Source organism: Thioalkalivibrio sp. ALE31, assembly GCF_000377405.1.
Lineage (GTDB): Bacteria > Pseudomonadota > Gammaproteobacteria > Ectothiorhodospirales > Ectothiorhodospiraceae > Thioalkalivibrio.
In genome coordinates this window covers 299752-326310 of the sequence record NZ_KB905022.1, presented here as the reverse complement: position 1 = coordinate 326310, position 26559 = coordinate 299752, and the positions used below count along the sequence as shown (strand labels likewise).

General features: G+C 68.7%; 23 protein-coding genes and 3 pseudogenes. 18 read left to right on the top strand and 8 right to left on the bottom strand.

The features are described 5' to 3' along the window. Positions 1 to 204: 204 nt before the first annotated feature. From D103_RS0107345 to D103_RS0107315, 7 genes and pseudogenes are all read left to right on the top strand, one after another. Positions 205 to 1761: an EAL domain-containing protein gene (locus D103_RS0107345; protein WP_026280300.1), complete on the top strand. Its 1557-nt coding sequence runs from the start codon at positions 205 to 207 to the stop codon at positions 1759 to 1761. A gap of 7 nt (positions 1762 to 1768) precedes the next feature. Next, positions 1769 to 2485, top strand: coding sequence for a hypothetical protein (locus D103_RS0107340; RefSeq protein WP_018866094.1), 717 nt, complete (start codon positions 1769 to 1771; stop codon positions 2483 to 2485). Between the two features lie 39 nt (positions 2486 to 2524). Next, positions 2525 to 2830, top strand: a pseudogene (locus D103_RS0107335) (diguanylate cyclase domain-containing protein); the annotation flags it as partial. 188 nt (positions 2831 to 3018) lie between these two features. Then, a complete protein-coding gene (locus D103_RS0107330; protein WP_018866092.1) occupies positions 3019 to 3402 on the top strand; it encodes a hypothetical protein in 384 nt (127 codons plus the stop codon). A gap of 161 nt (positions 3403 to 3563) precedes the next feature. After that, the gene (locus D103_RS0107325) at positions 3564 to 6041 is read left to right on the top strand and encodes an EAL domain-containing protein (RefSeq protein WP_018876352.1); all 2478 of its coding nucleotides are present in this window, start codon (positions 3564 to 3566) and stop codon (positions 6039 to 6041) included. Between the two features lie 94 nt (positions 6042 to 6135). Next, positions 6136 to 6450 (top strand): MliC family protein, encoded by a 315-nt coding sequence (locus D103_RS0107320; protein WP_018866090.1) that lies wholly within the window; start codon positions 6136 to 6138, stop codon positions 6448 to 6450. Continuing rightward, positions 6447 to 7508 carry a phosphotransferase gene (locus tag D103_RS0107315; RefSeq protein WP_018876351.1) on the top strand — a complete coding sequence of 354 codons (1062 nt, stop codon included), beginning with the start codon at positions 6447 to 6449 and terminating at the stop codon, positions 7506 to 7508. Before D103_RS0107320 ends, D103_RS0107315 begins: the two co-directional genes overlap by 4 nt. Positions 7509 to 7647: 139 nt before the next feature. Here the strand turns inward: D103_RS0107315 and D103_RS0107310 are convergent, their stop codons facing one another. Beyond that, entirely contained in the window at positions 7648 to 8541 is an 894-nt protein-coding gene (locus D103_RS0107310; protein ID WP_038028467.1) for a hypothetical protein, read from the bottom strand. 99 nt (positions 8542 to 8640) lie between these two features. On the opposite strand from D103_RS0107310, the gene D103_RS0107305 reads away from it, so the two are divergent. Next, complete coding sequence (locus tag D103_RS0107305; protein WP_018876349.1) at positions 8641 to 9945, top strand: PAS domain S-box protein; 1305 nt, start codon at positions 8641 to 8643, stop codon at positions 9943 to 9945. Positions 9946 to 9979: 34 nt separating this feature from the next. Here the strand turns inward: D103_RS0107305 and D103_RS0107300 are convergent, their stop codons facing one another. Beyond that, complete coding sequence (locus tag D103_RS0107300) at positions 9980 to 11242, bottom strand: HD-GYP domain-containing protein (protein WP_018876348.1); 1263 nt, start codon at positions 11240 to 11242, stop codon at positions 9980 to 9982. A gap of 143 nt (positions 11243 to 11385) precedes the next feature. On the opposite strand from D103_RS0107300, the gene D103_RS0107295 reads away from it, so the two are divergent. From D103_RS0107295 to D103_RS0107280, 4 genes are all read left to right on the top strand, one after another. After that, positions 11386 to 12390, top strand: coding sequence for a TIGR00341 family protein (locus D103_RS0107295; RefSeq protein ID WP_018866085.1), 1005 nt, complete (start codon positions 11386 to 11388; stop codon positions 12388 to 12390). Between the two features lie 155 nt (positions 12391 to 12545). Next, positions 12546 to 13688 carry a hypothetical protein gene (locus D103_RS0107290; RefSeq protein ID WP_018876347.1) on the top strand — a complete coding sequence of 381 codons (1143 nt, stop codon included), beginning with the start codon at positions 12546 to 12548 and terminating at the stop codon, positions 13686 to 13688. A gap of 19 nt (positions 13689 to 13707) precedes the next feature. Continuing rightward, entirely contained in the window at positions 13708 to 14655 is a 948-nt protein-coding gene (locus tag D103_RS0107285) for a hypothetical protein (RefSeq protein ID WP_018876346.1), read from the top strand. A gap of 237 nt (positions 14656 to 14892) precedes the next feature. Then, entirely contained in the window at positions 14893 to 16122 is a 1230-nt protein-coding gene (locus D103_RS0107280) for a bifunctional diguanylate cyclase/phosphodiesterase (RefSeq protein ID WP_018876345.1), read from the top strand. Here the strand turns inward: D103_RS0107280 and D103_RS0107275 are convergent. Next, positions 16116 to 16811, bottom strand: coding sequence for a DUF4197 domain-containing protein (locus tag D103_RS0107275; protein WP_018876344.1), 696 nt, complete (start codon positions 16809 to 16811; stop codon positions 16116 to 16118). The genes D103_RS0107280 and D103_RS0107275 overlap by 7 nt on opposite strands. 112 nt (positions 16812 to 16923) lie before the next feature. On the opposite strand from D103_RS0107275, the gene D103_RS0107270 reads away from it, so the two are divergent. Then, positions 16924 to 17991: a triacylglycerol lipase gene (locus D103_RS0107270; RefSeq protein ID WP_018876343.1), complete on the top strand. Its 1068-nt coding sequence runs from the start codon at positions 16924 to 16926 to the stop codon at positions 17989 to 17991. 155 nt (positions 17992 to 18146) lie between these two features. Here D103_RS0107270 and D103_RS0107265 read toward each other — a convergent pair whose 3' ends face one another. Continuing rightward, positions 18147 to 19274 (bottom strand): site-2 protease family protein, encoded by a 1128-nt coding sequence (locus D103_RS0107265; protein ID WP_018876342.1) that lies wholly within the window; start codon positions 19272 to 19274, stop codon positions 18147 to 18149. Positions 19275 to 19411: 137 nt separating this feature from the next. On the opposite strand from D103_RS0107265, the gene D103_RS14240 reads away from it, so the two are divergent. From D103_RS14240 to D103_RS0107240, 5 genes and pseudogenes are all read left to right on the top strand, one after another. Further along, complete coding sequence (locus D103_RS14240; RefSeq protein WP_018876341.1) at positions 19412 to 19555, top strand: hypothetical protein; 144 nt, start codon at positions 19412 to 19414, stop codon at positions 19553 to 19555. A gap of 72 nt (positions 19556 to 19627) precedes the next feature. Continuing rightward, positions 19628 to 20284 carry an MOSC domain-containing protein gene (locus D103_RS0107255; RefSeq protein ID WP_018876340.1) on the top strand — a complete coding sequence of 219 codons (657 nt, stop codon included), beginning with the start codon at positions 19628 to 19630 and terminating at the stop codon, positions 20282 to 20284. Positions 20285 to 20593: 309 nt separating this feature from the next. Beyond that, positions 20594 to 20851: pseudogene (locus D103_RS13435) on the top strand (cellulase); the annotation flags it as partial. A 374-nt stretch (positions 20852 to 21225) separates the two neighbouring features. After that, positions 21226 to 22758, top strand: a complete 1533-nt coding sequence (locus D103_RS0107245) for an L-lactate permease (protein ID WP_018876338.1) — start codon at positions 21226 to 21228, stop codon at positions 22756 to 22758. 101 nt (positions 22759 to 22859) lie between these two features. After that, complete coding sequence (locus D103_RS0107240) at positions 22860 to 23333, top strand: SgcJ/EcaC family oxidoreductase (RefSeq protein ID WP_018866074.1); 474 nt, start codon at positions 22860 to 22862, stop codon at positions 23331 to 23333. A 23-nt stretch (positions 23334 to 23356) separates the two neighbouring features. Here the strand turns inward: D103_RS0107240 and D103_RS0107235 are convergent, their stop codons facing one another. The 4 genes and pseudogenes from D103_RS0107235 to D103_RS0107220 form a co-directional block, all read right to left on the bottom strand. Further along, the gene (locus tag D103_RS0107235; protein ID WP_018876337.1) at positions 23357 to 23821 is read right to left on the bottom strand and encodes an SRPBCC family protein; all 465 of its coding nucleotides are present in this window, start codon (positions 23819 to 23821) and stop codon (positions 23357 to 23359) included. A 1-nt stretch (position 23822) separates the two neighbouring features. Further along, positions 23823 to 24017, bottom strand: a pseudogene (locus D103_RS13430) (VOC family protein); the annotation flags it as partial. A gap of 71 nt (positions 24018 to 24088) precedes the next feature. Beyond that, positions 24089 to 24277, bottom strand: a complete 189-nt coding sequence (locus D103_RS0107225; RefSeq protein ID WP_018866071.1) for a hypothetical protein — start codon at positions 24275 to 24277, stop codon at positions 24089 to 24091. 47 nt (positions 24278 to 24324) lie between these two features. Then, positions 24325 to 26382 carry a sodium-translocating pyrophosphatase gene (locus D103_RS0107220; RefSeq protein ID WP_018876335.1) on the bottom strand — a complete coding sequence of 686 codons (2058 nt, stop codon included), beginning with the start codon at positions 26380 to 26382 and terminating at the stop codon, positions 24325 to 24327. Positions 26383 to 26559 lie beyond the last annotated feature (177 nt).

The following is a 26559-nucleotide window of genomic DNA, read 5'->3' as shown; positions in this document are numbered from 1 at the left end:
GGCTGCGCGGCGCGGCAACAGCGGCTTCGGCCCGTGTTCCGGGCTGGATGGGTTCCGTCTTCGTGTTCATCGGGCACCCCCGAACCGACCGGTATCCCTTCGAGCATAGACGGCTCCGGATGCCGCGCCAAAGCGCCGCGCCCGCCCCGGAATTCGTCCGGGCGCATGCTAAGCTTCAACTGTCCCGCCTCTTCCACGGCCACCATGATCACACGACGCGACAAGGTCCTGCTCTCGGTCTCGGCCGCGGCCCTGCTCGGCATCCTGCTGCCGCTCGCCGCCCTGGCCTGGTTCCTCTGGCAGGAGTCCGTGGTGGCGGAGGAAAAACGCCTGGCCGAACTCGCCCAGCGCCTGGGCGAAGGGACCGAGGCGACCCTGGTCGATGCCCGCGACCTGCTGGACACCCTGAACCAGCTGGAGATGGAGCCCTGCTCGCCGGAACACCTGGAACACCTGCAGGATGTGGCGATGGCCCGGCCGCATGTACGGGCCATCGGCTACTGGCGCGCGGCGGAACGCCAGTGCGGGGCCGGATTCGTCCAGGGCGAGGCCCTGACCCCGCCCCGGGCCAGCCGCATCTACGACAGTGGCGTGATCGCCTGGTGGCCGAGCACGGCAACCGCCGTGGGCGGTGTCGAGCTGTTCCTGATGCGCTTCGGACAGCACGACGTGGCCATCGACCCGCGGCTGCTGATGCCCCCCGGCCTGCTGGACAGCCAGCAGGTTGGCCTGTGGGTCGAAGGCCTGCCCATGACACGCCATCCAGCCGACGCGGACCTGCCGTCGCCCGACGCCACGCCCGCCGGTCTCAGCGTCGACCATGCCGCGGGGCGTCTGGTCAGCCACTTCTCCCTGGATACGATCTTTCCCATCGACATCATCGCGGCGCAGCCACTGGCGGCCTTCTGGGAGCGCTACCTGCCAACCCTCGTCGTGGCCGGGATCTTCGGGCTGCTGCTGGTGGCATTGTGGCTGCTCCTGGTGGTGCACTACCTGCGGCGGCGCCTGAGCCTCGCCAGCGAGTTGCGCGAGGCCATCGCCCGCGACCGCCTGAGCGTGGAATACCAGCCCATCGTCGACCTCGCCGATGGCCGCTGCCGGGGGGCGGAGGCCCTCGCACGCTGGCACCGCGAGGGCGACGAGACCATTCGTCCGGATGTGTTCGTGCCCCTGGCCGAGGACACCGGACAGGCCACCGACCTGACCCTCGCGATCCTGCGCGCCATCCTCCACGACCTGGGGGATCATCTGCGGGCGCATACCGAACAGACCATCAACCTCAACATTACCGGCCATGACCTGGCCTCCGATCGCTTCGGGGACGCCCTGCGCAAGGCCCTGCGCGAGGCCGGCGTTGCCCCCGCCTCGATCAAGCTGGAACTGACCGAACGCTCGCTGCTGAACGAAGACGCCGTACGCGGCCGCCTGCGGGAACTGCGCGGGCGCGGGCACCGCATCGCCATCGACGACTTTGGCACAGGATATTCAAGCCTTTCCTATCTGGAACATTTCGAACTGGATACACTGAAGATCGACAAGACCTTCGCCGATGCCATCGCCCACGAGGCGGTAACCAGCAGCGTGATCGGCCACATCATCGAGATGGCCCGTTCCCTGAAGCTGCACATCGTCGCCGAAGGCATCGAATCGCCCCACCAGGCCGAATGGCTGCGCCAGCAGGGCGTGGACGGCGGACAGGGCTACCTGTACAGCCGCCCCCTGCCCGCTCAGGCCTTCCTGGACTGGTGCCGCAACCACTGAGGAGAGCATGCCCAATATCCCCACCCCGCGCCTGCCGGGACGCGCCCTGACACTGGCCCTGCTGCTGGCGGCAACCGCCACCGGCTGCGGCCTGTTGCCGGTAGAACAGGAACGCCCGGCCGCGACCGAGGACCGCCCCGCCACGACCGCCGAGCCGGCCACCGACCCGGACGGGGCCGCGGACACCCCTGCGGCCGACGAGGCCACGCCCGAGGAACCCTCGGCCGCGGCGCTGAGCCTGGCCACCTCCAAGCACGCGGAAAGCGAACGCCGCGTGGCCCTGCGCGAGCAGGGCCACGAGACGCTGGAGCCGGCCCGCGTGGGCTACTACGTGGATGTCCTCGGCGCCCGGCTGCGCCAGGAGCTGGCCGGGCAGCCCGCCACCATCGAGCACCGGGACGCGGGCATCCACGTAACCCTGAACGAAGGCAACGGCCAGGCCCGTGCGCTGGACACCATTGGTCACCTGCTCCACGAATTTCGCGCCAGTCTGATCACCCTCGTGGCCTATCGCGACGGCCCGGACCCCGACTCCGACGACGGCGCGGAGACCCCCGCCGCAGGCGATGCCCTGAACGCGGGCAAGCGCCTGCAGGATGCCGGCGTGGCACCCGAGCGGCTGGTACTGCGGAGTATGGGTACCGGTACAGTGAACACGAACCCGGGCAGCCCCGTCCGGACCCCGCGCCTCGAGCTGCTGATCCAGCCACTCACAACAAGCTGAAAGACGGCACAAGGACGCCTTTCGCCATGAGCGCGAACCCGCCCGAAACACCCGGTGGCACACGGGGACGGGGCGAAATTCGTGCTGATCCTGCCGGACACCGATCGGGAGAGTGCTCACACCCTCGCCGAACGCTGCCTCCAGCGCATACGCGACGAGGCGATCCCTCACGCCAGTTCGCGTGTCGCCCCGACGCTCACCGCCAGCGCCGGGGTGAGCAGCATCATCCCGGACGCGACGGGCGGCGCCGCGCGGCTGGTCGAGGCCGCGGACCGCGCGCTGTACCAGGCCAAGCGTAATGGCCGCAACCGGGTCGCGATCACGGACTCTCCGAGGGCCGGCTGAACCATTGCCATCGCCAGCGATCTCAGGGAAAACCGATACGCGTGCGTGACGGGGACACGATCGGCCGCTAACGCCCGAATCCGTGATCCATACCCGATTCCGCCGGGCGCTACGCGCCGTCATCTGGAAAACGCCTCGGTTTCGGACCAGACTCCGGGGAATCCGGCACTCGGGAGGGCGAAACGGACATGACCAGCCTGCATGACCCCGCGCGCGAACCCGCGCTGTACCGAACCCTCGGCGTCACCCTGCCCCCGATCGCGGCCTACCGCTACGGTGCCGCCGCCCACAGCTGCGCCGCCCCCATCGCCATCGTCTGGGCCGCGGCCCTGGTCTCCATTGCCTATGCCCTGTGGACCGGCCTCGGGGGTGCTTCGGGGCACGCCGCCTTCCCGCTGGCCATCGGGGTCTTTCTGTGGGGGTTTGCCACCGTGTGGACCTTTCTGGTGGTACGCAATGTACAGGCCGACCCCTCGCTCGCCGATCCCGGCCTGCACGCGCGGCGCGTCCGTCAACAGGAGGATGACCACGACCCGCTGGATCAGCTGGAGTCCCGCGAGGACCCGCACTGACCTCCACGGGCGCTCCCGCGCCCGGCGACCGGCGGTCGCGTAGCGCGAGCCAAATCTCCCTCTGAAGTATCGTTTGCGCCGTCGCGGACCTCCTGCCAGACTCCGGAAGACGCGATCGGTGGGAAGGGGCCACCGAAACCGCGACCGACAGGGGGAAGTGCATGAGCGATTCGTCCGGGGTGGAGATCCAGTACCAGGAACTGGTGGAACATCACCCCTTCATCATCATCTGCTATCACCCCGACACGACCATCCTCTATGCCAACCAGGCCGCCCACGAATTCTTCGCGGCCCCGCCCGGCGGGCTGGTGGGCCACCGCTGGATCCACGACCTGCCCGACGAGCGCCAGGCGGAAAACCGGGCCGACCTGCTGCGCTATACCCCCGATGCCCCGGTGCGCACCATCGAAAACCCCGTCCAGCGCGGCGATGGCGCGGACCGCTGGGTTCGCTGGACCAGCCGCGCGTTCTTCGACGGGGCCGGCCGGATCACCCACTTCCAGACCCTGGGCATCGACGTCACCGAGCGCCGGCAGACCGAGTCCCTGCGCGACAACCTCCTGGGGAGCCTGGCCGAAGGCGTGTTCGGCATCGATGCCGACGGTCACTACACCTTCCTCAACCCCGCCGCCCGCGAACTGCTGGGGTTTGCGACGGAGGAAGAAGCTCTGGGCCGCAACTCGCACGAGCTGTCCCATCACAGCCGCCCCGATGGCCAGCCCTTCCCGGCCACGGAATGCCCCGTGTACCGGGTCCTGCGTACCGGGGAACCGCTGCAGGCCTGCGAGGAATACTTCTGGAGCCGCGCCGGGCACGGGTTTCCTGTACTGATCAACGTGGCCCCCCTGTTCAATTCCCGCAACCGGGTCACCGGCGCGGTGGTCTCCTTCCAGGACATCACCGAGCGCCAGGCCGCGCGCGAGGCCCTGGAGCAGCGTGAATGGGAACTCCAGGAGGCCCAGCAGATTGCTCATCTGGGCAACTGGATCTCGGATTTCGAGGCCGGCAGGATCCGCTGGTCCAGCGAAGTCTTCCGGATCTTCGGCCTCGAAGCGGACCAGTGGGGCGCGACCCACGAGGCCTTCATGCGGGCCGTGCATCCGGACGATCGCGAGCGCGTGCAGCATGCCGTCGACGCGGCCCTGACCCCGGAGGGCCCGGACTACGACATCGAACACCGGATCGTCCGCCCCGATGGCAGCGTCCGCATCGTGCACCAGCGCGGTAGCGTGGACTTCGACTCCCGAGGCCAGCCCCAGCGCATGGCCGGTGTGGTGCACGACATTACCGAGCGCCGCGAGGCGGAGCGGCGGCTGCATTTCATCACCTATCACGACGCCCTCACCGGCCTGCCCAACCGGACCCGGTTTGCCGAGCGCGCCGAGCAGGCCGTGGTGGATGCCGAACGCCTGGGACGCCCGCTGGTACTCGCCCATATCGGGCTCGACCGCTTCAAGAGCGTCAACGAAGGCATGGGCCAGGCCACCGGTGACGAGGTCCTGCAACATGTGGCGCGGCGGCTGGAGAACCGCCTGCCCGTGGGCGGCGTCCTGGCCCGACTGGGCGGGGACGAGTTCGGCGCCCTGCTGCCGGTGGAAGCACCCGGCGCGGTCGCCGGATCGGTCACCCGCCTGCTGGAACCCCTGCGCCGGGTCATCAAGGCCGGGGAACACGAACTCTACGTCCCGGGCTCGATCGGGGTCGCCGTGTATCCGCACGATACCCGCGACATCGCCGACCTGATGCGGCGCGCCGAATCGGCGATGCATCAGGCCAAGCGTACCGAGGGCAATGCCATCGAATTCTGCTCCGGCGACCTCAACAGCGACGTGCGCAAGCGCGTCTCGCTGGAGGGTCAGCTGCGGCGCGCGGTCGACCACCACGAGGGGTTCTTCCTGCATTACCAGCCACGGGTGGCCGCGCAGGACGGGCGCGTCGTCGGCGTCGAGGCCCTGCTGCGCTGGATGGACCCCGGCGGTACGGTGCATTCGCCCGGCGGCTTCATCCCGATCCTCGAGGAGACCGGGCTGATCGTCGAGCTGGGCCAGTGGATCCTGACCGAGGCCTGCCGCCAGTGCCGGGCCTGGCATCAGGCCGGACTCCCCTCCGTGCGGATGTCCGTGAACCTGGCCGCCCCCCAGTTCCGGGATCGGCAAATGGCCCACTGCATTGACCGTGTGCTGGAAGAGACGGGGCTGGACGCCAATGCCCTGGAACTGGAGGTCACCGAAAGCATGCTGATGGCCGACATCGAGCAGGTAATCCGTACCCTGGGCCAGTTCCGCGAGCGGGGCGTGCGGGTGGCCCTGGATGATTTCGGTACCGGGTATTCCTCGCTGGCCTACCTGCGCCGCTTCCCGCTGGACGTGCTGAAGATCGACCGCTGCTTCATCGCGGATCTGGCGCCCGGGACCAGTGATGCCGCCATCGTCCGCACCATACTGGGCCTGGCCGACAACCTCGGTCTCGAATCCGTCGCCGAGGGCGTGGAGACCGCGGCACAGAAGGACTTCCTGGAGGCGGAGGGCTGCCAGACCCTGCAGGGCTTCCTGTTTGCCCGCCCGCAGGCAGCGGCGGACTGCGAACGCCTGCTCGCGCGACCCGCGGCAACCGGCGCGCAGTCGGGCCACAGCGCCTGATCACTGCGTGCCAACAACCCCGGCACCGCAGGGAGACATGCAAGGGCGTCCGCCCAGCGGCTACGATGGCACACCATCCACCGGAGGCCACCGCGTGCGCCCACTCCTCGTCCTCGCCGGAATCGTCCTGCTCGCCGGCTGCAGCGCACTGCCCCGCGGCGACGACGCGCCGCGCGAGGTGTCCTACATCTGCGCCTACGGGCCCGAGTTCACCGCCACCTTCGAAGACAACCAGGCCCTGCTCGCCTTCAATGGTGCCCGGGCCCGCCTGCAGGCCACCGAGACCGCCTACGGCGGACGCTACGCCAACCCCACCGACGACATCGTGTTCTGGACGCGGGACGACGCGGCGATGCTGGAGATGGTCGGCGTGTTCTGGAGCTGCCGCGCCCTGCCCCCGCGCCGATGAGCGCCCGCACCACCGACTTTGTCCGGCAGGCCACCGGCGCCCGCCAGGCGGAACGCGAGCAGGTGATCCAGACCCTGTGGAGCGGTTACGGGGAGATCGTCCGCTACCGGCTGCAAGGGGCCGACCAGCCGACGGTCATCCTCAAGCACGTGGTCTTCCCCGACGCAATGGACCATCCGCGGGGCTGGAGCAACGACCGCTCGCATCAGCGCAAGGTTCGCTCCTACCAGGTGGAAATGGCCTGGTATCGCGACTGGGCCGGCCTCTGCAACCCCGTTAGCCGTGTGCCCCACTGCCTGGCCACCGGGACCATCGGCGACGAGCACCTGCTCCTGCTGGAAGACCTCGACGCCGCCGGCTTTGCGCGGCGCAAGGACCACCTGACCCGCGCCGAGGCGCAGCACTGCCTGCACTGGCTGGCCCGCTTCCATGCGCGCTTCCTGGGACACGCCCCGAAGGGGCTGTGGCCCGAGGGCAGTTACTGGCACCTGGCCACACGCCCGGACGAATGGGCCGCCATCGAGGATCCGGCGATTCGCGCCGCGGCGCCCGCGCTGGACGCCGCCCTGACCAGTGCCCGCCACCGCACGCTCGTCCATGGCGACGCCAAGGTCGCGAACTTCTGCTTCACACCCGGGACCGACGCCGTCGCCGCGGTCGATTTCCAGTACGCAGGCGGTGGCTGCGGGATGCGCGACGTGGCCTATTTCCTCGGGAGCTGCCTGGACGAACGGGAACAGGAGGCCTGGGAAGCCGAACTGCTGGAGGTCTATTTCGCCGCGCTGGGCGAGGCCCTGTACGCGCAGGGCAAGGGAGACGTGGCCGGGGCCGTCGAGCGCGAGTGGCGCGCACTGTTCCCGGTGGCCCAGGCCGACTTCTACCGCTTCCTGGTCGGCTGGATGCCGGACCACTGGAAGGTCCACGACTACAGCCGGCGCACGGCCCTCGCGGTGATCCACCGCATTCAGGAAGAAGGCGGGTCCGACACGGGCCCGGGGTCCATCGCGGGGCCCATCTCGGGATCCAGCCCCAGCTCCTCCGCGACTTCCAGCCAGTAGGGCTCCGCCGAGCAGCTGCCCCAGGCCGCGGTCGTGCCTGCCGGTTTCGCGTCCGGGGTGGGCGCTTCACTCGCCGATTCGGTGTTGTTCCGGCTCGTTTCGGTCGTCATCGGTGAATGATGGCATGTCCGGGCGCCCATCACGGAGCGGGAGAGTCGGCCGCGGCCGCGCCCGCCGCGCCGGAAAACCCGGGACCACGCACATCCTCGGCTGACCAGCCCCGGTTGCTGTCACGCCCCGTAACCCACCACTCGTGCACGAACAGACGCAGCGGGCCCCGCACCCGCTCCTCGAAGCGGGTCGGCAAGGTGAATCCCTCGACCTCGGCATACTCCAGGAAGGTCGTGTCCACGTGGGCACCCTGGGTCGGTCCAAAGCCGTTCAGCGTGATGTGCACGCGATAGAGCAGGTCCGTCTCCGGATGGATCCACATCACCACCTGGTCCCGGTCGGCCTTGCCAAAACCCGGCTCGAGGGTGGCCAGGACGCGCCGATAACGCACCCCGCCCTCGCGCCGATCCTCCAGGCGCTCGAAACCCGTTGCCCGATGCTTCACGAAGCTGGGTCCGTAATGAAACAGCTCGCCGGCATCCGTGGTCATCGCGCTGGCACGTATCCGCTCGGGATCCGTGCTGCGTTCGCCGTCGTAGAACACCCGAAACACGTCGCCATGGCGGTACACGCTCTTGGTGCCCTCCGGTCCGGTGTAGTGGAGGGCGTACAGATCATCGGCGGGGCGGAAGCGCTCCTCCCCCACCCCGCGGTAGCCCGCGTCGGCCACCAGCGGCTGGATGCGCTGGATCATGCGCCCCCATTCGCCATCGGTCGCCTGGTTGAGGTCGCCGTCGAACGCGCGCAGATCTCCACCGTGCGCCGCGAGCGTGCGCTGGAACAGGGCGTCCGCCGTCAGTCCATCCTCGAACGTCGCCCCAGGACCGGGCTGGGGAAAGGTCCCGCCACAGCCGGCCAGCAGCACGGCCAGACCAAGCCACAGAACCGCCCACGAGCCTCCCGAACGTGCTGAATGCCCCATGCCATCGCTCCTTGCAATCAATATCTGTACTTTTCTTGTACACTACCTGTACAGTCATTTCAACGACACAGGTCGTTCCCTCACTGTCCGGAGTCCAGCATGACATCCATCTTCCCTTCCCGAGCCGACGCCGCAGCCGCTTCCGACGCGCCCGCCAACCCCGTGCTCGATGCGATTCGCGAGGCGGTCGCCTACATCGAATTCACCCCGCGCGGCCAGGTCCTCGACGCCAACGAGCGTTTCCTCCAGGCCGTGGGCCACAACCGCGAGGACGTGATCGGGCAGCATCACCGGATGTTCTGCAGCCCGGAATACGCCCGTTCGCTGGAGTACCGCGACTTCTGGCGCCGCCTGGCGGCCGGGGAATCGCGCGCCGGCACCTTCCCCCGAGTGACACGCTCGGGCGAAACCCTCTGGCTCGAGGCCACCTACTTTCCCGTGCGCGACGCCCATGGGCGGGTGGAGAAGGTGGCGAAACTGGCCTACGACGTGACCGAGCGGCAGGCTCAACTGCGCGACCAGGCTGCGGTGTTTACCGCGCTGGACCGGTCCATGGCCGTCATCGAATTCACCCCGGACGGCGTGATCCTCAAGGCGAACGACAACTTCCTCAGGGCCGTGGGCTACGATCTCGACGCGATCCGCGGCCAGCACCACCGCATGTTCTGTGACGAAGCCTTCTACCGCGATCATCCGGACTTCTGGGAGCGCCTGGCGTACGGGCAGTTGATGAGCGGCAAGTTCCGCCGGCTCACGGCATCCGGTGAGGAGCTGTGGCTGGAGGCTACCTACAACCCGATCCTTGATGAACACGGACGGGTCGAGAAGGTGATCAAGTTCGCCACGGACATCACCGCCAGCGTGCATACCGCCGAACGCACCCGCGAAGCGACGGCCGTCGCCCACGAGATGGCGCAGAAGACCGCGGAACATGCCCGCCGCGGCGCGGATTCGCTGCAACAGAACGCCCGCCATACCGAGCAGATCCGCAGCGAGGTCAGCGGCACCCAGGAGGCCGTGGAACGCCTGAACGCCGAGGCCCGCAACATCGAATCCATCATCGAGACCATCCGCACGGTGGCCGAAACCACCCGGATGCTGTCGCTGAACGCCGCCATCGAGGCCGCCCGTGCCGGCGAACAGGGGCGCGGCTTTGCCGTGGTCGCCCAGGAGGTGCGCAAGCTCGCCGCCAACACCAGTGAGGCCACCACCCGCATCGCCGAGGTGATCAACGGCAACCTGGAACGCACCCGCGAGATCGGTGAACGCATCGAGACCGTGCGCGAGATCGCCGAACAGGCCGACGCCCAGGTGCAGACCGTGCAGGGCATCGTCGACGAGATCCACGACGGCGCGAATCTCGTGGTCGAATCCGTCGCCTCCATCCCCCGCGACGGGCACTAACCGTCTTACGGGTCCGCGAGCGGTCTACGCCTGGCTACGCCTCGCGGCGGTCGCGGGTCTGCCGCTCCTGTGGCAGGCCCGACCAGAGTTCATCGAGATCGGGGAACGGCCATGCGGCCGGATCCTCGCGCGCAGCAATGGCCTCCTGCTGGTGCGGCGCGGACAGATCCACGATCTTCGGGGGGATCCGGCAGCCCGAACTGGTGGAGTAGAAGATCTTCACGACCGGCTTGAGCAGGGAGCCAGACGACTGGTCGACGACCACCCCGATGCGGCCGGATTCCAGGCGTACGAGCGAGCCCACGGGGTAGATCCCCAGGCTCTTCACGAAGGCCTGGAACACCCGGGGATCGAAGTGGCCGTCCGCCCACTCGGCCATCTTGCGAATGGATTCGCCCGGATCCCAGCCCGCCTTGTACGGCCGGTTCGAGGTGATCGCGTCGTAGACATCGCAGACCGCGCCCATCTTCGCGTGCAGGGTGATCTGCTCGCCGGTCAGCCCCTCGGGATATCCCGAGCCGTCCATCTTCTCGTGGTGATGCAGGCAGACGTCCAGGGTCACCGGATCAAGCGCGTCCGCGGACGCCTGCAGGATTCGGTGCCCCTCCGCCGGATGGCGTTTCATCACGGCGAACTCCTCCGCGGTCAGCTTGCCCGGCTTGTTCAGCACCTCCAGCGGCATCGCGGCCTTGCCGATGTCGTGCATCAATCCCGCCTCGCCGGCCGCCAGCAGGGCCTCGTCCTCCAGCCCCAGTTCACGCCCCAGCGCAACCATCAATGCACAAACCGCCACCGAGTGCATGTAGGTGTAGTCGTCCGCGTTCTTCAATCGCGCCAGGCTGACCAGCGCGCGGGAGTTGCGGGTGACCGAATCGGTGATCTCCTCGACCACCTTGCGCGCCAGTTCGGTATCCACCGCGCGGCCCATCCGCGCCTCGCCGAAGATCGACGTCATGGCCTGGCGCGACTTCCGGCAGATGGTGGCCGCCCGCTCCAGCTCCTCCCGGGTCGAGGCGGGCTCCCGGTCGCGCCCCGTATCCGGGATGAACTGCAACGGCGCCGGCACCGCGGCGTCGCGCTCCTCCGGCGTCACAACGGCCTCCACGGCCTCCGTGTCGCGCCCCCTGGAGGTGTCGATCCACACCTCGCGGATACTGCTGTCCCGCAGGCTCGCCAGATCCTTCGGGTCATCCAGCAGGAAGCGCGTACGCCAGAAGGGATGCTCCATCCACGACCCGCACAACTCGCGGATGAACATCCCGCAAACGACGTGCTCCACCTTGATCTTCTTCAGCATTCGGGTCCCGGGATCGTCAAGAAAGGGCGGGGTGCCCCGTGGCCGCGGAGTATGCTGCGGCCACGGGATGGCCACAAATCGCGGCTAACGGCACCTAACGGGAGGCCCTGCTACCATCCCGGAATTCCACGGGGAGGACGTTCATGAGCAGCAAGATCATCGAGGTCGTGGGACCCGCCGGGCACCTGGACACCGTGCTGGGCATCGCCGAGGGGCTCGCGATCGACGTGCTGTGGCACGGCGTGGACGAGAACCGCGACCGCATGGCGGTGCACATGCTGGTCAGCACCGAGTACCGCCAACGCCTGATGGACGACCTCTACCGTGTACTCGGCGCGTCCGAGACCGCGCGTATCCTGGTGCTGCCGGTCGAGGCCGTACTGCCGGACCCCTTTCAGGAGCCGAAAGAGGCCGACAAGGAGGCGGCCGGCAAGAAGGCCCGCGCCGTGTCACGCGAGGAGCTCTACACCAACGTCGCCGGCGGGGCGGATCTCACCGGCCAGTTCCTGCTGCTGACCGTGCTGTCCACCATCGTGGCCGCGATCGGCCTGCTGGAGAACAACGTGGCCGTGGTCATCGGCGCCATGGTCATTGCGCCCCTGCTGGGGCCCAACCTGGCGCTGGCGCTGGGCACCTCCATGGCGGACACCCGGTTGATCGGCCGCTCCCTGCGCACGAACGCGGTGGGCCTGGGGGGTGCCATCCTGATCGGGATGCTGCTCGCCACGGTCATGTCGGTGGATGTGGGTGCCCGCGAGCTGCAGATGCGCACCGAGGTCGGACTGGATTCGGTCGCGCTGGCCCTGGCCTCCGGTGCCGCGGCCGTGTTGTCGCTGACCACCGGCCTGCCCACGGTGCTGGTCGGCGTGATGGTCGCCGTGGCCCTGCTCCCGCCGGCCGCGACCGTCGGGATCATGCTCGGCTCCGGCGAATTCTCCGCCGCGTACATGGCGGCCCTGCTGCTCGCGGTGAACGTAGTCTGCGTAAACCTCTCGGCCAAGCTCGTCTTCCTCTACCAGGGCGTACGCCCGCGCGGCCAGGCGCAGCAGGCAGCCGCCGCGCAAAGCATGGCGGGCTACCTCCTGCTATGGGCCATCACCCTCGCCCTGCTGGTCTTTCTGATCCTCGAGGCGGACGTCACGCTGTAGTCTCGCCCCCGGCGCCCCGCGCCACGCGCGGCTTTGACCCCGTCCACCGCTTCGCCTAATCTCACGACTGGGTGGCGATCCTTCAGGATCGGTGGCGAACATACCGGAATGGATCCGAATGGGCCGCGACCACCCGACAGGGAGGAACCCGCCCCATGCCCCTGCGCATGCCCGGCTTGATCGCCAGACTCGGCCCCTGGCTTCGCCCCGGTCTGCTCGGACTGGGGGGCCTGCTTTGCCTGCCCGCCGTGGCCTCCGTGGCCCCGGAGCCCCTGCCCGACAATCGGGGGGCCTATCTCTCGCCCTATACAGCGCAGGGGGATCTCGCCGGCTGGGTCGACGAGGCCGTGGGCGAATCCTCCCGCGACATCGCGGGTCTCGCCGGACGGCTGCTGCAGACCGCCGCAATGGCCTATGGCGCGCAGCAGACGCATCGCATGAGCGGCCTGCTCGACCATGCCAGCCGCACCGCCGGTGTCCCCGCAATGGATTTCGGCAGCGCCCTGGTCGCCGCCACCGAGCCCGGCCGCACCCCCGCCGGCGGACTGGAACAGGTCACCGCGATCCTCGGAGAGCTGGGCCGGCACGGACTGGTCGGCGAGCATGCCGGGCACCAGGTGCGCCAGCTCGCGCGCGTGCTGGAGGACCCGGAAGCCGCCGTGCGCGGCGAGCTCGAACGCCTGCAGATCGGATCGCGGGATGTCGCCGGGGTCTTACGGGATCTCGAGCGCCTGCCACACGGACAGCGCCAGGACGTCCTGCGTGCGCTGGGTGACGACACCGCCCCGGCGCTCGAACTCCTGCTGGACGCGGGGCATCAGCGCCTGGACCGCGAGATCCGCGAACTCTCCCGGCCCCGTGGCGCCCCGGCCAGTGCCACCGGCAGCCTCTTTGGCCTGCTGGCGCGCGATGGCAATGCCGGCCTTTTCGGCGCCGGCGAGGTCCTGCAGCGCCAGCTGGGCGATCACGCCCTGCGCCAGGGGGCCGATCTGGGGATGGGCTTCTTCGCCCTGTTCGACGGCTTGTCGCAGACCCACCGCCAGCTCGAACTGACCCCGGAGCGCATGGCGCGCTACCGCGAGGCCGCCGACCGCTCCTTCGACGATCTCGACAGCCTGCTGGTGCACACCATGGTGCACTACCGCACCCGGCGCGACTTCGCCCGCGCCAGCGAGGCCGTGATGCTCCTCTACCCCGAGGCGCGCCCGCGCATGGACGCCGCCCATCGCGTGGCGGGCGACATCATCACCGCCGAATGGCACCGCATGCAGCAACGCATGGACCTGCAATGGCAGTAAACCCACGGAGAACCGACTGATGCGCACCCACCCGACACCCACCCGTTTCCTTGCTCTGGGCCTCGCCCTGACCCTCGGCCTGGCCGCCACGGCCGCCCACGCCACCCCGGGCGCCGACCGCCAGTTCGACCGCAACATCCAGGCGGTGGACACGGCCTTGCTGGAGCCCGGCACCCGCGCGCTGCTGGACACCTATCGCAGCGAACGCGGCTCGCGCGAGGCGCGGCAGATCAGCCGCCAGGCCCTGCCGGGACGCGGCGCCACGCAATGCGCCTGGGACGACCGCTACCGCGCCATGGCCAACCTCGAAACGCCGGCCGAGGTGATCTTTGCCCGCGCCCTGGTCACCAACAAGGGACGCGGTTCGGTGGACCTGGGCTTCGACCGCTTCGAACTGCATGCCGACGGCGCCTGCCCGGATGCGGTCGACAACGGGCCCGTCAGCTTCTGGATGACCTGGTACCAGAACCACCAGGCCATGGAACCGGCGGCCGTCTCCAGCATCGAGGAGGCGCGGCGGCTGTACGCCGCCTCCGCCATGGACAGCAGCATGAAGATGGTCATGCGCTTCGACGGCGAGATGCGGGACGGCCAGCCCCACGGGCGCTTCCGCGTGATCCAGACCAATCACACCCCCGAGATGCAGGGTATGCGCGGCGGCCATGTCAGCAGCCATGCGCTGGGTTATGTCGAATTCGAGGCCGGCGAGCGGATCCGGCGGCTGATCGTGACCGAGATGGCCCACGGCGCCACCCTGGTCTACCTGGAACAGCCCCACGGCGAGGCGCACATGCTCAACTACTGGGTCCTGCACGGGGCCGGCATGCACATGGGCGACCATTACCCGACCAACGCCGCGGGCGAGATCGACGGCCGCTTCGTCCGCCTGCGCATCAACGAGAACCCGCCCGAGATCAGCACCTGCGTGCGCGGCAACCTCCCGGCCGCCGCCACCGCCTGCGACTAGCCCGTCAAATCCGGTGCGGGCGCCCGACCCGCACCGGACACCCGGATCCCCGCGCGACCCAGCCGGCAACAGGCCCGGGCCATGGCGGACGCCGGCCGGCGTTTTCCCGCGCATGGACTACACTCGGGAAATAGGTCGCGATCTCGTACATTCCGGATCGCGGCCGAGAGCCGCGCCCCGCAATGAGGCGGCCCGCACTGCAGCAACCGGCCCGGGATCGGCCAAAGGAAGTGCGCGATGTCCAGGTTCGAATCGGCTCCCCCCTCAGCCGGCGGCCTTCGGTATTCCGACCACCTCGCCCGCACGACCCTGCGCGCCTGGGTCGGCATGTCGTTTGTCACCGCGAGTGCGCTGATCCTCGGTGGGCTGATCCTTTCCTGGCTGATCGTCTACACCGCGGGCGGGGCCGACAGTATCGTCCCGCATTTCTATTACGTTCCCATCCTGTTCGCCGCAGCGCGCTTCGGCGCCAGCACCGCGCTGGTCGTGGCCCTGGTCGCCGGCGTGCTGGCCGGCCCCCTGACGCCGGTGGATGTCGCGGCCGGCACCGCCCAGGAGACCGAGCGCTGGCTGACGCGCACCGGCTTCTTCATCGGCATCGGACAACTGATGGCCTGGCTGGTCATCCCGGCGTTGCATCCGGTCACCGAGGAATTGCGGCGGATGCGCCAGGAATTCGATATCCGACGCGGGCTTCGGCACAACGAGTTCTTCCTGCGCTACCAGCCGATCTACTCCCTGGAACTGGAACGCCACGTCGGCGTCGAGGCTCTGATCCGCTGGCAGCACCCCATTCGCGGTGAACTCGCCCCCGCCGACTTTCTGGATGTAGCGGAGGACTCCTCGCTGATCCACGACATCAGCGACCGGGTGCTGAACGAGGGCTGCCGCCAGGCCGCTGAATGGAGGGCCCAGGCCACCGAGCATGGCCACCCACCCTGGTACGTCGCGATCAATCTCTCGGCGCACGACATCGTGCGACCCGAAATGGCGGCCCACGTCGCGGCCGCGCTAGAGCGGCATCAACTCCCGCCGGAGCTGCTCCACATCGAACTGACGGAAACCGTGCTGGCCATGGACAATGCCACCGACACCCTGCACCAGTTCAAGTCGCTGGGTGTCCCGCTGGCCATCGACGACTTCGGAACCGGCTATTCATCCCTCGCCTACCTCAATCGCTTCCCCATCGACATCCTCAAGATCGACCGCCAGCTCATCTCCGGACTGGGTCTGGATACTTCCGCTCGGGACCTGTCGCGGGGCATCGTCCTGCTGGCCGACTCCCTGGGTCTGCGCACGATCGCCGAAGGGGTGGAGACCCGGGAGCAACTGGAGATCGGCCGCCAACTGCGATTCGACTGCGTCCAGGGCTACTACTTCGCCCGCCCGCTACTGGCCAAGGAGATCCCGGCGCTGCTGCTCTCCGACGAACCCCGCACCGGGGCGCTCCACGCGGTTCACTACTGACCGAAGTACTCCCGCAGCAACTGGGTGGTGCGTGCCGCCGGGTCCTCGCGGATACGGCGCTCCTCATCGGCCAGGATGGTGAACAACCCGTCCAGGGCGTGATCGGTCACGTAGCGGTCCAGATCCACGTCCAGCGCCTCCAGGCCGGGAATGCGTCCCGCCGCATCCCGCAGCGGCTGGTACACGCGATACACATCCGCCCGCTCCATCTGCTCCCGGACAATGGGCATGTAGCGCTCGCGCAGGGTGGACTCCGACGCCCCGCGCAGGTACTGCGTGGCGGCATCATCGGCGCCCCGCAGCACGCCCTGAACGTCTTCGGGACGCATCCCGCGGATCGCGTCGACAAACACCGGCACCGCCTCCCGTGCCGCGGACTCCGCCGCCCGGTTCATGCGCCGCTCCAGGTCCTCCACTTCGCGCGCGAACCCGACGCGGCGCAGCACATCCCCGGCCTGCTCCAGCTCCTGTGGCAAGCCGATGCGGATCAGCGCGTTCCCCCAGTAGCCGTCCTCGCGGCCGGTGCGTTCCACCGTGCGCTCGGTCCCGACGCGCAGGGCCTCGCGGATCGCCTCTTCGGCTCGATCACCCCCGCCCCCATCCAGCCCGAAATCGCGTACGTCCAGTCCCGCGCAGGCCGTCAGCAGGAAGGGCAGAAGGAGCCAGGGGAGCAGGTACACGCGGCGCATAACCAGTGATCCATAACGGGTGTCCCGTCATGATACACAGGGTGGAAAACCCTCCGGTCCATACCCCGCGACACCCCTTGCCGCGCAGGCCCGCTTGTCCGATGGTGAACACATGAACGCCCCCCGTCCCGATTCGTCCCGGCGCCGCCAGCGCCTCACGGCCTTCCTGATCCTGGTGGGCCTGCCCCTGCTCGCGCTGACAATCTGGGTCGGCTGGGCCGAACACAATCCCGAGCAGGAGCGCGAACTGCGCGTGGAGGTGCAGGACCGCCTGAGCGAGTGGTTTCCGGAGGCCATGGAGCTTCCCGACGAGCTGCTCGGATTCATTCCCCGATCCGAGCGCTTCGCCGAGGACCACCCGCCGGACGTCTTGCTCCTGCACGGGCTGGACGAGCCTGGCGATATCTGGGATACGCTCGCGCCGGCGCTGGACGAAGCCGGCCTCAACGGCTGGGAGTTCCGCTACCCCAACGACCAGGCCATCGACCACAGCACGGACCTCCTGGCGGAACACTGGGGGCAACTCGAGGGCGAGGCCCCGCTGATCCTGATCGGTCACAGCATGGGGGGCCTGGTGATCCGCGATTTCGTGACGCGCTACCGGCACCCCGAGGGCAAGCCGCCCCGGGTCGGGGGGCGACCAGTGGCCGGTGTCATCCTCGTCGCCACCCCCAACCACGGCTCCGAATGGGCACGGCTGCGGGTCTGGCTGGAGGTGCGCGAGTGGCTGGCCGACCTCCAGGAGCAGCGCTTCTCGCTGTTCGCCGGACTGCGCGACGGCACCGGCGCCGCCAAGATCGACCTGCGTCCCGACAGCCCCTTCCTGGCCGAACTGAATGCGCGTCCCTGGCCCGAGGCGATCCCGGTCCGCATCATCGGTGGCAAGCTCCCCGAACCCACCCCCGCCATGCGCGAGAGCCTCGCCGCGCTGGACGAGCAGATCGATCTGGAGGCGGTGGCTGGACGCATCAGCGAATGGTGGGAGCAGACCGACGAGGAACTGGGCGACGGCGTCGTACCGCTGGAGTCACTGAGCCTGGAGGGACACCCGGAGCCCCTGATTCTTGAGGCCTCGCACCGGGGGCTGCTGGTCCCCGGCCCGCTGACGGACGAGCCCCCCGCCATCGACCCGATCCTCGACATCCTCGACCAGTGGCGCGCCCGCCCCGCCACCGACTGACGGAAGCCACGCCAACCGCGAGCGGTCTCGGCCGGCCCGTTCAGGCCTGGCGTAACGACGGAACGACGGACCGACGGAACCAACCGGGGCTTTGCCAGCATCGCGACCGACGTACGCCCGAAAAGCCCCGCTCGCCGCCACCCTGAACGACCCGCCTATGGCCGCTGCAGATCCATGTGGATCTCGATGGTGCGCAGCAGTTGCTGGCGTTCGATCCAGCCGATCGCGCGCCCGGAGGCCTCCATCACCGGGATCTGGTTGAGGTTGCGCTCGCTCATCATGCGCAGGATCGCCTCGGCCTTCGTGTCTGGCGCCACCCGGCTCAGCGACTCCACCGGGGTCATGATCTCGTCGACCCGGCGCGCGGCCCACTGCTCGCGCGGCAGCTTGCGGCTGTCGCTGAGGCTCACCAGGCCCTGCACCCGCTCCGGCGTACCCACCAGAAAGGCCCGGCGCCCGCCCGGCAGCACATCGTGGTGAATCCAGTCGTCGATGGTGGTCTCCGGGCGCACGCAGGGCGGATCCGGGCTGGCCAGGTCCCGCGCGCGCACATCGGCCAGGCGTTCCCGCATATCGAACATTCGGCCCTGGCCCTCGGCCATGGTCAGCAGGAACCAGGCAATCAGCATCATCCACAGCCCACCGATCAGGTTGCCGATCACCACCAGGTTCCAGAAGGCGAAGCCGAACAGCAGGAACGCCACCACACGCCCGCCCCAAACGGCTGCCTCGGTGGCGCGGCGCGCATCACCCGTGAGCTTCCAGATCACCGCGCGGAACACCCGCCCGCCATCCAGCGGGAACCCGGGGATCAGGTTGAAGATCGCCACGATCAGGTTGATCAGCGCGAGCCAGCCCAGGGCCACCGGGATCGGCTCGTACCCGCCCGCGGTGGCCTGCGCGAGCGCGGCGAAACCGAGCGCCAGTGCCACGCTCACCGCGGGCCCGGCAATGGCGATCCAGAACTCGTCCTCGGCCCGCTCCGGATCCCGCTCCATCTGCGCCACGCCGCCGAAGATGAACAGCGTGATGGACTCCACCGGTACCCCGCGCCGCAGCGCGACGATGCTGTGCCCCAGTTCATGCGCCAGGATGGACGCAAAGAACAGCAGGGCCGTCACCAGCGCCGTGCCGGCCGCCATGGCCAGGCTCCACTCCGGATACTGGTGGTGAAAGCCCGTGCTCATGCTGGCCACCAGCAGGATCAGGATGAATACCCAGCTGATGTGGAGCTGGATACGAATCCCGCGGATATGGCCAAGGATCAGGACGGTCTTGAACATGCAGCAACTCCTTGCGGCGCCAGGCTCCCCGATACCATGAGCGGTACCGGCGTGGTCCGTATTATGGCGCGGAGCACTTGGCTGTCGGGAGGCACGGGGCTTGCGGAACATCCGCCGCCGGGATCGCTCTCAATGCCATGGATATCCCCCTGCTTATCATCGGCGCCCTGCTCGTCGCCAGCCTGACCGCGTTCTTCTCCGGCATCCTGCCCTACCCCATTGGCTGGATCATCCTGGGTATCGCCTTCATCGCGCGGCTGCTCTATCTGGCCGGGCGCTGAGCGAGCCGGCGTCACGCGGACGCGGACCTGTTGTATCGTCGAGACCATGCGCAAGCCCGGGACCGCACCCGTATGACCGCCAACCGACTCATCGGCCTCTACACCGGCCGCGCGGCCCCCGACTACGCCCGAGGCCGCGCCAGCGCCATCGACAAGCAGCCGGTGGCCGGCCCGCTCGCGGTGGGGCCCCTGGGCCTGGACGGTGACGAGCAGGCGGACCCGGACAACCACGGCGGACCGGAACGCGCCCTGCTCCATTACAGCCTGGACCGGTACGACGGTCGGCAGGCGCAGTACCCGGCTCACGCCGCCCGCTTCGTCGCCTCCGGCTTTGGCGAGAACCTCGCCAGCCACGGCATGGACGAGCGCAACGTCCACATCGGCGATATCTACCGCATCGGTACCGCCCGGGTGCAGGTCAGCCAGCCCCGTACGCCGTGCTGGAAACTCGACGTACGCTTCGACATCCCGGGCCTGGCCCGCGAGGTCCAGGACACCGGCCGCTGTGGCTGGTTCTACCGCGTGCTGCAACCGGGCACCCTCGGCGTGGGCGACACCATCGAACGGCTTGAACGCCTGCCCGACACCCTCAGCATCGCCGCCGCCATGGCGGCGGTCTACCAGCACAACCAGCGCACGCCCCTGGAGCAGCTCGCGGACTGCGAGGCCCTGGCCGCCAACTGGCGCGATAAGGCCCGAAGAAAGCTGCGCGGCCTTGGCAAACACTGATCAATCTGCACGCTCGCGTTGGCCCCCAGGTTTTCCGATGCAAGGCGCGGCATGCCGCGGGTAGTGGTTCTACCCGCCCGTTTCTAATTGATTCGAGGCGCAACGCAGAATCGGGGAACCCGGGGCACCAGCCCCACAACTTAATCAACGAAGGTGCCCGGCCGCCCGTTGTTGATCAAAAATGCGCGCGCGCACGGCGTTGCGGTTCCCTTGTGCAGAATGACTGCACGGCAGTCACCGCGCCTTGTTCGCACGCAAAAGCGACTCGAGCGCGAGCGTGTACATGGATCAGTGTTACCCCCTTGCGGGTCGGCAGAAGGAGCGGCCGAAACCGGAGCCGAGGCCAGTGGCGGAATGGCCGGCGGCTCCGAACGGGGGTCCGAGGCCTCCGGTGGCGCGGCCGGCGGTGCGACCGGTGACGGTCGGGCCCCGGGTGCCGAAGGCGATATGGGCGCAGGTGCCGGCGCGGACACCCGGATGGGTGATGACGGCGCCGAAGCCGAAACCGATGCCGAAGCCGAAGGTGGCATCGACCTGGGGAATGACACCGAGGAGGAAGAAGACTGAAACCAGGTCCGTCGACAGGCCGGCCCCTTCGGCCGGCCTGTACTGCCTGCTCCCCGGGGAGCGATGCCCGGGGTCATCGAACCAGCGGGGGTATCCCCTTTACCCCCTGAACCTTCCTGCCCATGGCACGCGCCATGGGCTTTCCCGAGCCGACGCAAGTCCTGGTGGCCCGGAGCCGAACACCTTCCTCCGCCCCCTCGCATCCCCTCCGAACGATTTCCACCGGTTCTCCAAGCGGTGTGACCGATGACGGATATCCCTTTGTCTGTGCAGGTTCGCGTGCCTGTTCTATAGCGATCCGACCGCACCGATGTGTATGCGCGCTCGGCGACGGGGTAGCATGATCCCATTCGCGTCGCGCGGGAGAAGCGATCGTGCTGTTCTGGCTTACGCTGGTGCCCTTCCTGCTGCTGTTCGCATGGCTGGTGCCGTTGCGCCGCCCGGCCTTCGAGGCCGCGCCGCTCGCCTATCTCGCCACACTCGTGCTGGCCGTCCTGGTCTGGGAGGTATCGGGCCCCGTGCTGGTGGCCAGTCTGCTGGACGCCGCGGTCGTGTTCGTGGAGGTCCTGCTGATCATCGTACTGGCGCTGCTGGTGCTGAACGTGATGATCGGTACGGGGCACATGAGCGCGATCCAGTCGGTGATCGCCAGCGTCTCGCGCGATCACCGGGTACTGGCCATGCTCCTCGGCTGGGGGCTGGTCAGCTTCGTCGAGGGCATCGCCGGTTTTGGCACCCCCGCGGTGCTGGCCGCCCCGCTACTGGTCTACTTCGGGATGCGGCCGCTGAAGGCGGTCGCCATCGCCCTGATCGGCAACAGCACCGCCGTCCCGTTCGGTGCGGCCGGCACCCCCGTGATCATCGGCTTCGCCGGCCTCGGCCTGGATGCGGAAACCACCCGCTCCGCGGTGCTGCAGACGGCCGTGATCCACACCGCCCTGGCACCGTTTGTCACGCTCTTCATGGTCTGGGTTGCCACCCTGGGCGAGGAACGCGGGCGCTTCCGCGCATTCGTGCCGTTCGCCGTGCTATCGGCCCTGGCCTTCGGCATTCCGTACCTGCTGGTCGCCTGGCTGGTGGGGCCGGAGCTGCCGTCCATCATCGGGGGCGTGGCGGCCATGGCGATCATCGCCCTGGCGGCCCATCGCGGCTTCCTGCTGCCCGGCCACGAGCGACGGGAGGAAGTCGAGCAGGCCCCGGTCGGACGCGTCCTGCTGGCCTTCGTCCCCTTCGCGGTAATGGCCACTGCGCTGATCGCGTCGCGGACCATCATGCCCCTGCGCGAGGCCCTGCAGTCCGTGCGCTGGTCGCCCGGGGCGTTTCGGGAGATCGAACTCGGCCAGAGCCTGACCCCGCTGTACACCCCGTATTTCTACTTTGGTCTTGCCCTGCTCACCGCCCTGGTGCTGTTCCGCGTGAGCCGCCCCACGCTGGCCCAGGCCGTCGCCGCCACCTGGACCAAGCTGCGCGTCGCCGCGATCGTGCTGGCCTTTATCATCGCCCTCACCCAGCTCCTGCTGACCTCCGGCCACAACGCGGCCGGCCTGCCGTCGATGCCACAGGTCCTGGGCCAGGGGCTGGCGGAGATCCTGGGCGACACATTCGTGATGTTCAGCGCCTTTATCGGCGCCCTGGGCTCGTTCATGACCGGCAGCGCCACCGTCTCCAACCTGTTGTTCGCGCAACTCCAGGCCGATACCGCCGACGCCCTGGGCATGGCGATTCCGACCGTGCTGGCTCTGCAACTGATCGGTGCCGGGGTGGGCAACATGATCTCGCTGCACAACATCGCCATGGCGGCCGGGGCCGCCGGGCTGCAGGCCCGCGAGGGTCAGGTGATCCGCGAGACCATCGTCCCGGTCATCGTGGTGTGCGTCGGCGCGGGCCTGCTCGCCCTCGCCTGGTAGCGCCCGTCCGGCGCCTGCGCCGTGGCCCCGTGGCTCGGGGCTGGCGTCGCCGGCCACACTCCTGTACACCGGGGGGCGGAACCCCACACCCCGGAGACCGCATGTTCGCCAAGCCGCTTCTTCTCGCCGCCCTGCCACTCGCCGCCGTAATGGCATCCCCTGCCTGGGCAGCCGAGGACACGATCCAGCAGATCCTGGAGGCCAAGGCGGCCGCCTGGGAGGCCGGGGACGGCGAGGCCTGGGCGCGCGACTATGCAGAGGATTCTGGAGTGGTCAATCTGGTCGGCACGCGCTTCGAGAACCGCGCCGGCAATGCCCGGCGGCATACGGAGCTTCTGCAGGGCCCCTTTGTCGGCACCTCCCTGGATGTGGACGTCCAGGACATCACCCTGCTGAGTGAAGACACCGCCTTCGCCGAGGCCCGGTTCCGGGTCTCCGGGATCGAATCCATGCCCGAGGGCCTGCCGGACCACGGCGACGGGGAACTGCACACCCACATGAGCTTCCTGCTCGAACACGACGAACACCACGGCTGGCAGATCCGGTTCGGCCAGAACACCGCGGTGCACCGGTAGACCGGGCCCCGGTCGCGAACGCCTCAACGGCTGGCGTGCTCACCGGGTACATCCCGGCCAGGGGGATCTCGGCGCTCTTCCAGCAACCGCTTCAGACATTTCAGATCGTCTTCCACCGCGCGGCGATCGGCCCGGAACTGCTCGTCCGTCGTCCCCGGCTGGCGGAACAGGCTGAACACGAACTCGCTGCCCGCTCCGTTCGGCAGCACGCGCATGGGGTTGTGGATCACCGCGCCGGTGGGCAGCTCGACCTCATGATCCAGCACCCCGAACGGGTTGGCCGGGGCAAACCGCAGCGTGACCGTGCCCACGGGGCCGTTGACGACCCACGCATCCCCCGCCTGCCGCACGCTTGAACGCGCCAGCCCCGCCGCCCATAGCGGCAGGTTTCTCGGGTCGCACGCGAAGGCGTACACGTCCTCGGGCGCTCGCGCGATCGAGGTCGTCAGATGGACCACCTCGGCCAGGTGCGGCCCGCGGACGTCCACGTCACCGACCTTCGTACGCGCGAACGAGCGCCGCGATGTCGAACTTCTTCATCTGCAGGAATGCCTGCGTGACCCGGGCCAGCGCCTCGGGGTCACCCGGCTGCATCAGCTCGTCCTGCACCGCGGGCACGATCTGCCAGGACAGGCCGAACTTGTCCTTCAGCCAGCCGCATTCCACCGCCTGCCCGCCATCGGCCGCCCGCCCCGAGGTTCACGCTTGCGCAGCGCAGCGGGAGGACACGCAGGCGCGCGTGCCCTCCCACCCGGTCAGCCTGGCTTGCAGGCCAGGCCGTACTCGAAGGTGTGGATCTTCACCCCCTCGGGGAAGGCCGCCTTCAGCCGCCGCTCGAACTCGGCGTAGATCTCGGCCTTGTGCTGCTGGACGTCCCAGTCGCGGCTGTCACAGTCGACGCCCTCGACGTCGAGTTCCATGTTGAACTCCAGATCCGGGGCCATTTGTACGCGGATTCTCGGCATGTCGATTCTCCTTCCGGTTCGGGGCCCTACAGAACGGGCACGAGCAGCAGCGCCATGATGTTCAGCACCTTGATGAGCGGGTTGATCGCGGGCCCCGAGGTGTCCTTGTAGGGGTCACCGACCGTGTCGCCGGTCACTGCGGCATGGTGCGCTTCCGACCCCTTGCCCCCGTGATGCCCGTCCTCGATGTACTTCTTCGCGTTGTCCCAGGCGCCGCCGCCCGCGGTCTGCGAGATCGCCACGAACAGCCCGGTCACGATCGTCCCGATCAGCAGCCCCCCGAGGGCCTCGGTACCCAGGAACACGCCGACCAGAACGGGGACCAGCACCGGCAGCAGCGAGGGCACGATCATTTCGCGGATGGCCGCGCTGGTGAGCATATCCACGGCTCGAGTGTAGTCCGGCTTCGTGGTGCCCTCCATGATCCCGCTGATCTCGCGGAACTGGCGCCGCACCTCGTTCACGATGCCGGAGGCCGCGCGGCCGACCGACTCCATGGTCATCGACGCAAACAGGTACGGGATCAGGCCGCCGATAAACAGGCCCACGATCACGTTCGGATTGCTCAGCTCGAAGTTGTGCCCACCCCCGGTGTAATGCACCAGCTCGTGGGTGTAGTCGGCAAACAGCACCAGTGCCGCCAGGCCCGCCGAGCCGATGGCATAGCCCTTGGTCACGGCCTTCGTGGTGTTGCCCACCGAATCCAGCGCATCGGTGGTATCCCGAACCTCGGAGGGCAAGTCGGCCATCTCCGCGATGCCACCGGCGTTGTCCGTGATCGGACCGTAGGCATCCATCGCCACGATGATCCCGGTCATCGACAGCATCGTGGTCGCGGCGATCGCGATGCCGTAGAGCCCGCCAAAGGCATAGGCCACCAGGATGGCGGCGCACACCGCCAGCACCGGCGCGGCGGTCGCCTTCATCGACAGCGCCAGCCCGGCGATGATGTTGGTCGCGTGACCGGTCGTGGAGGCCTCGGCCAGATGGCGAACCGGCCGGAAGACCGTGGAGGTGTAGTAGTCCGTCGCCACCATAATGACGCCGGTCAGGACCAGCCCCACCAGTGCCGCCCCGTACAGGCGCAGCGCGGCCCCGCTCTCGATGCCCATGTTGTTGGCCAGCGCGGTATCCGGAACCAGCACCAGGGTAATGGGCAGGAATGCCACGGCAGCCAGCCCCCCCGAGACGATTAGCCCCTTGTAGAGCCCCCGGATAATCTCGGAACCCTCGCGCGCCTTGACCACGAAGGTACCGACGATCGAGGCCAGGATCGCGCCGCCGCCCAGCACCAGCGGATACACCGCGGCCATCAGCCCCAGCTCGGGAATCAGCAGCGTGCCCAGGATCATCGTCGCGATGATGGTCACTGCATAGGTCTCGAACAGGTCCGCGGCCATCCCGGCGCAGTCGCCCACGTTGTCGCCCACGTTGTCGGCGATCACCGCCGGGTTCCGCGGGTCATCCTCCGGAATACCGGCCTCGACCTTGCCCACCAGGTCCGCCCCGACATCCGCGCCCTTGGTGAAGATGCCACCGCCCACACGGGCAAAGATGGAGATCAGCGAACCGCCCAGGGCCAGCCCGACCAGGGGCGAAAGTCCCACATCGCCCCCCTCCGGTGTCAGCCACCAGAGCACGGCGAAATAGCCCGCCACCCCCAGCAGCCCGAGCCCGACCACCAGCAGGCCGGTCACCGCGCCCCCGCGGAAGGCCACATCCATCGCCGCCTCCAGGCTCGACTTCGCAGCCGCCGCCGTGCGCACATTGGCGCGCACCGCCACATGCATGCCAATGAACCCGGCGGCCCCGGAAAGCACGGCACCGATCAGAAACCCGACCGCGGAGCCGATGCCGATCACCAGCCACAGCCCTACGAACAGCACCACCCCGACCACTGCAATGGTCGTGTACTGCCGCTTCATGTAGGCCGAGGCGCCTTCCTGGATCGCGCGGGCGATCCGCCGCATCTCGTCGGTACCCTCCGATCGCGAAAGTACCCAGCGGATGGACAACAGACCGTAGACCAGCGCGACAACGCCGCACAGCAGCGCAAACACGAGGCCGGAAAGTGGCATGGACATGAGCTCCCCCTTCGATACGTCGTGACACAAACTCCTCCGGCGCAGCGGGCACCCGCGACGTTCAAGAAGAACGCGCCAGGCGCGACGCCACCGCCCGGGTCAGGCCCGGACATCCGGTTTGTGCAGCCCGGTCGTGCCTGCGCGCGACCGGTCGTCGAGGCGCGCGGCGGCCGCTGG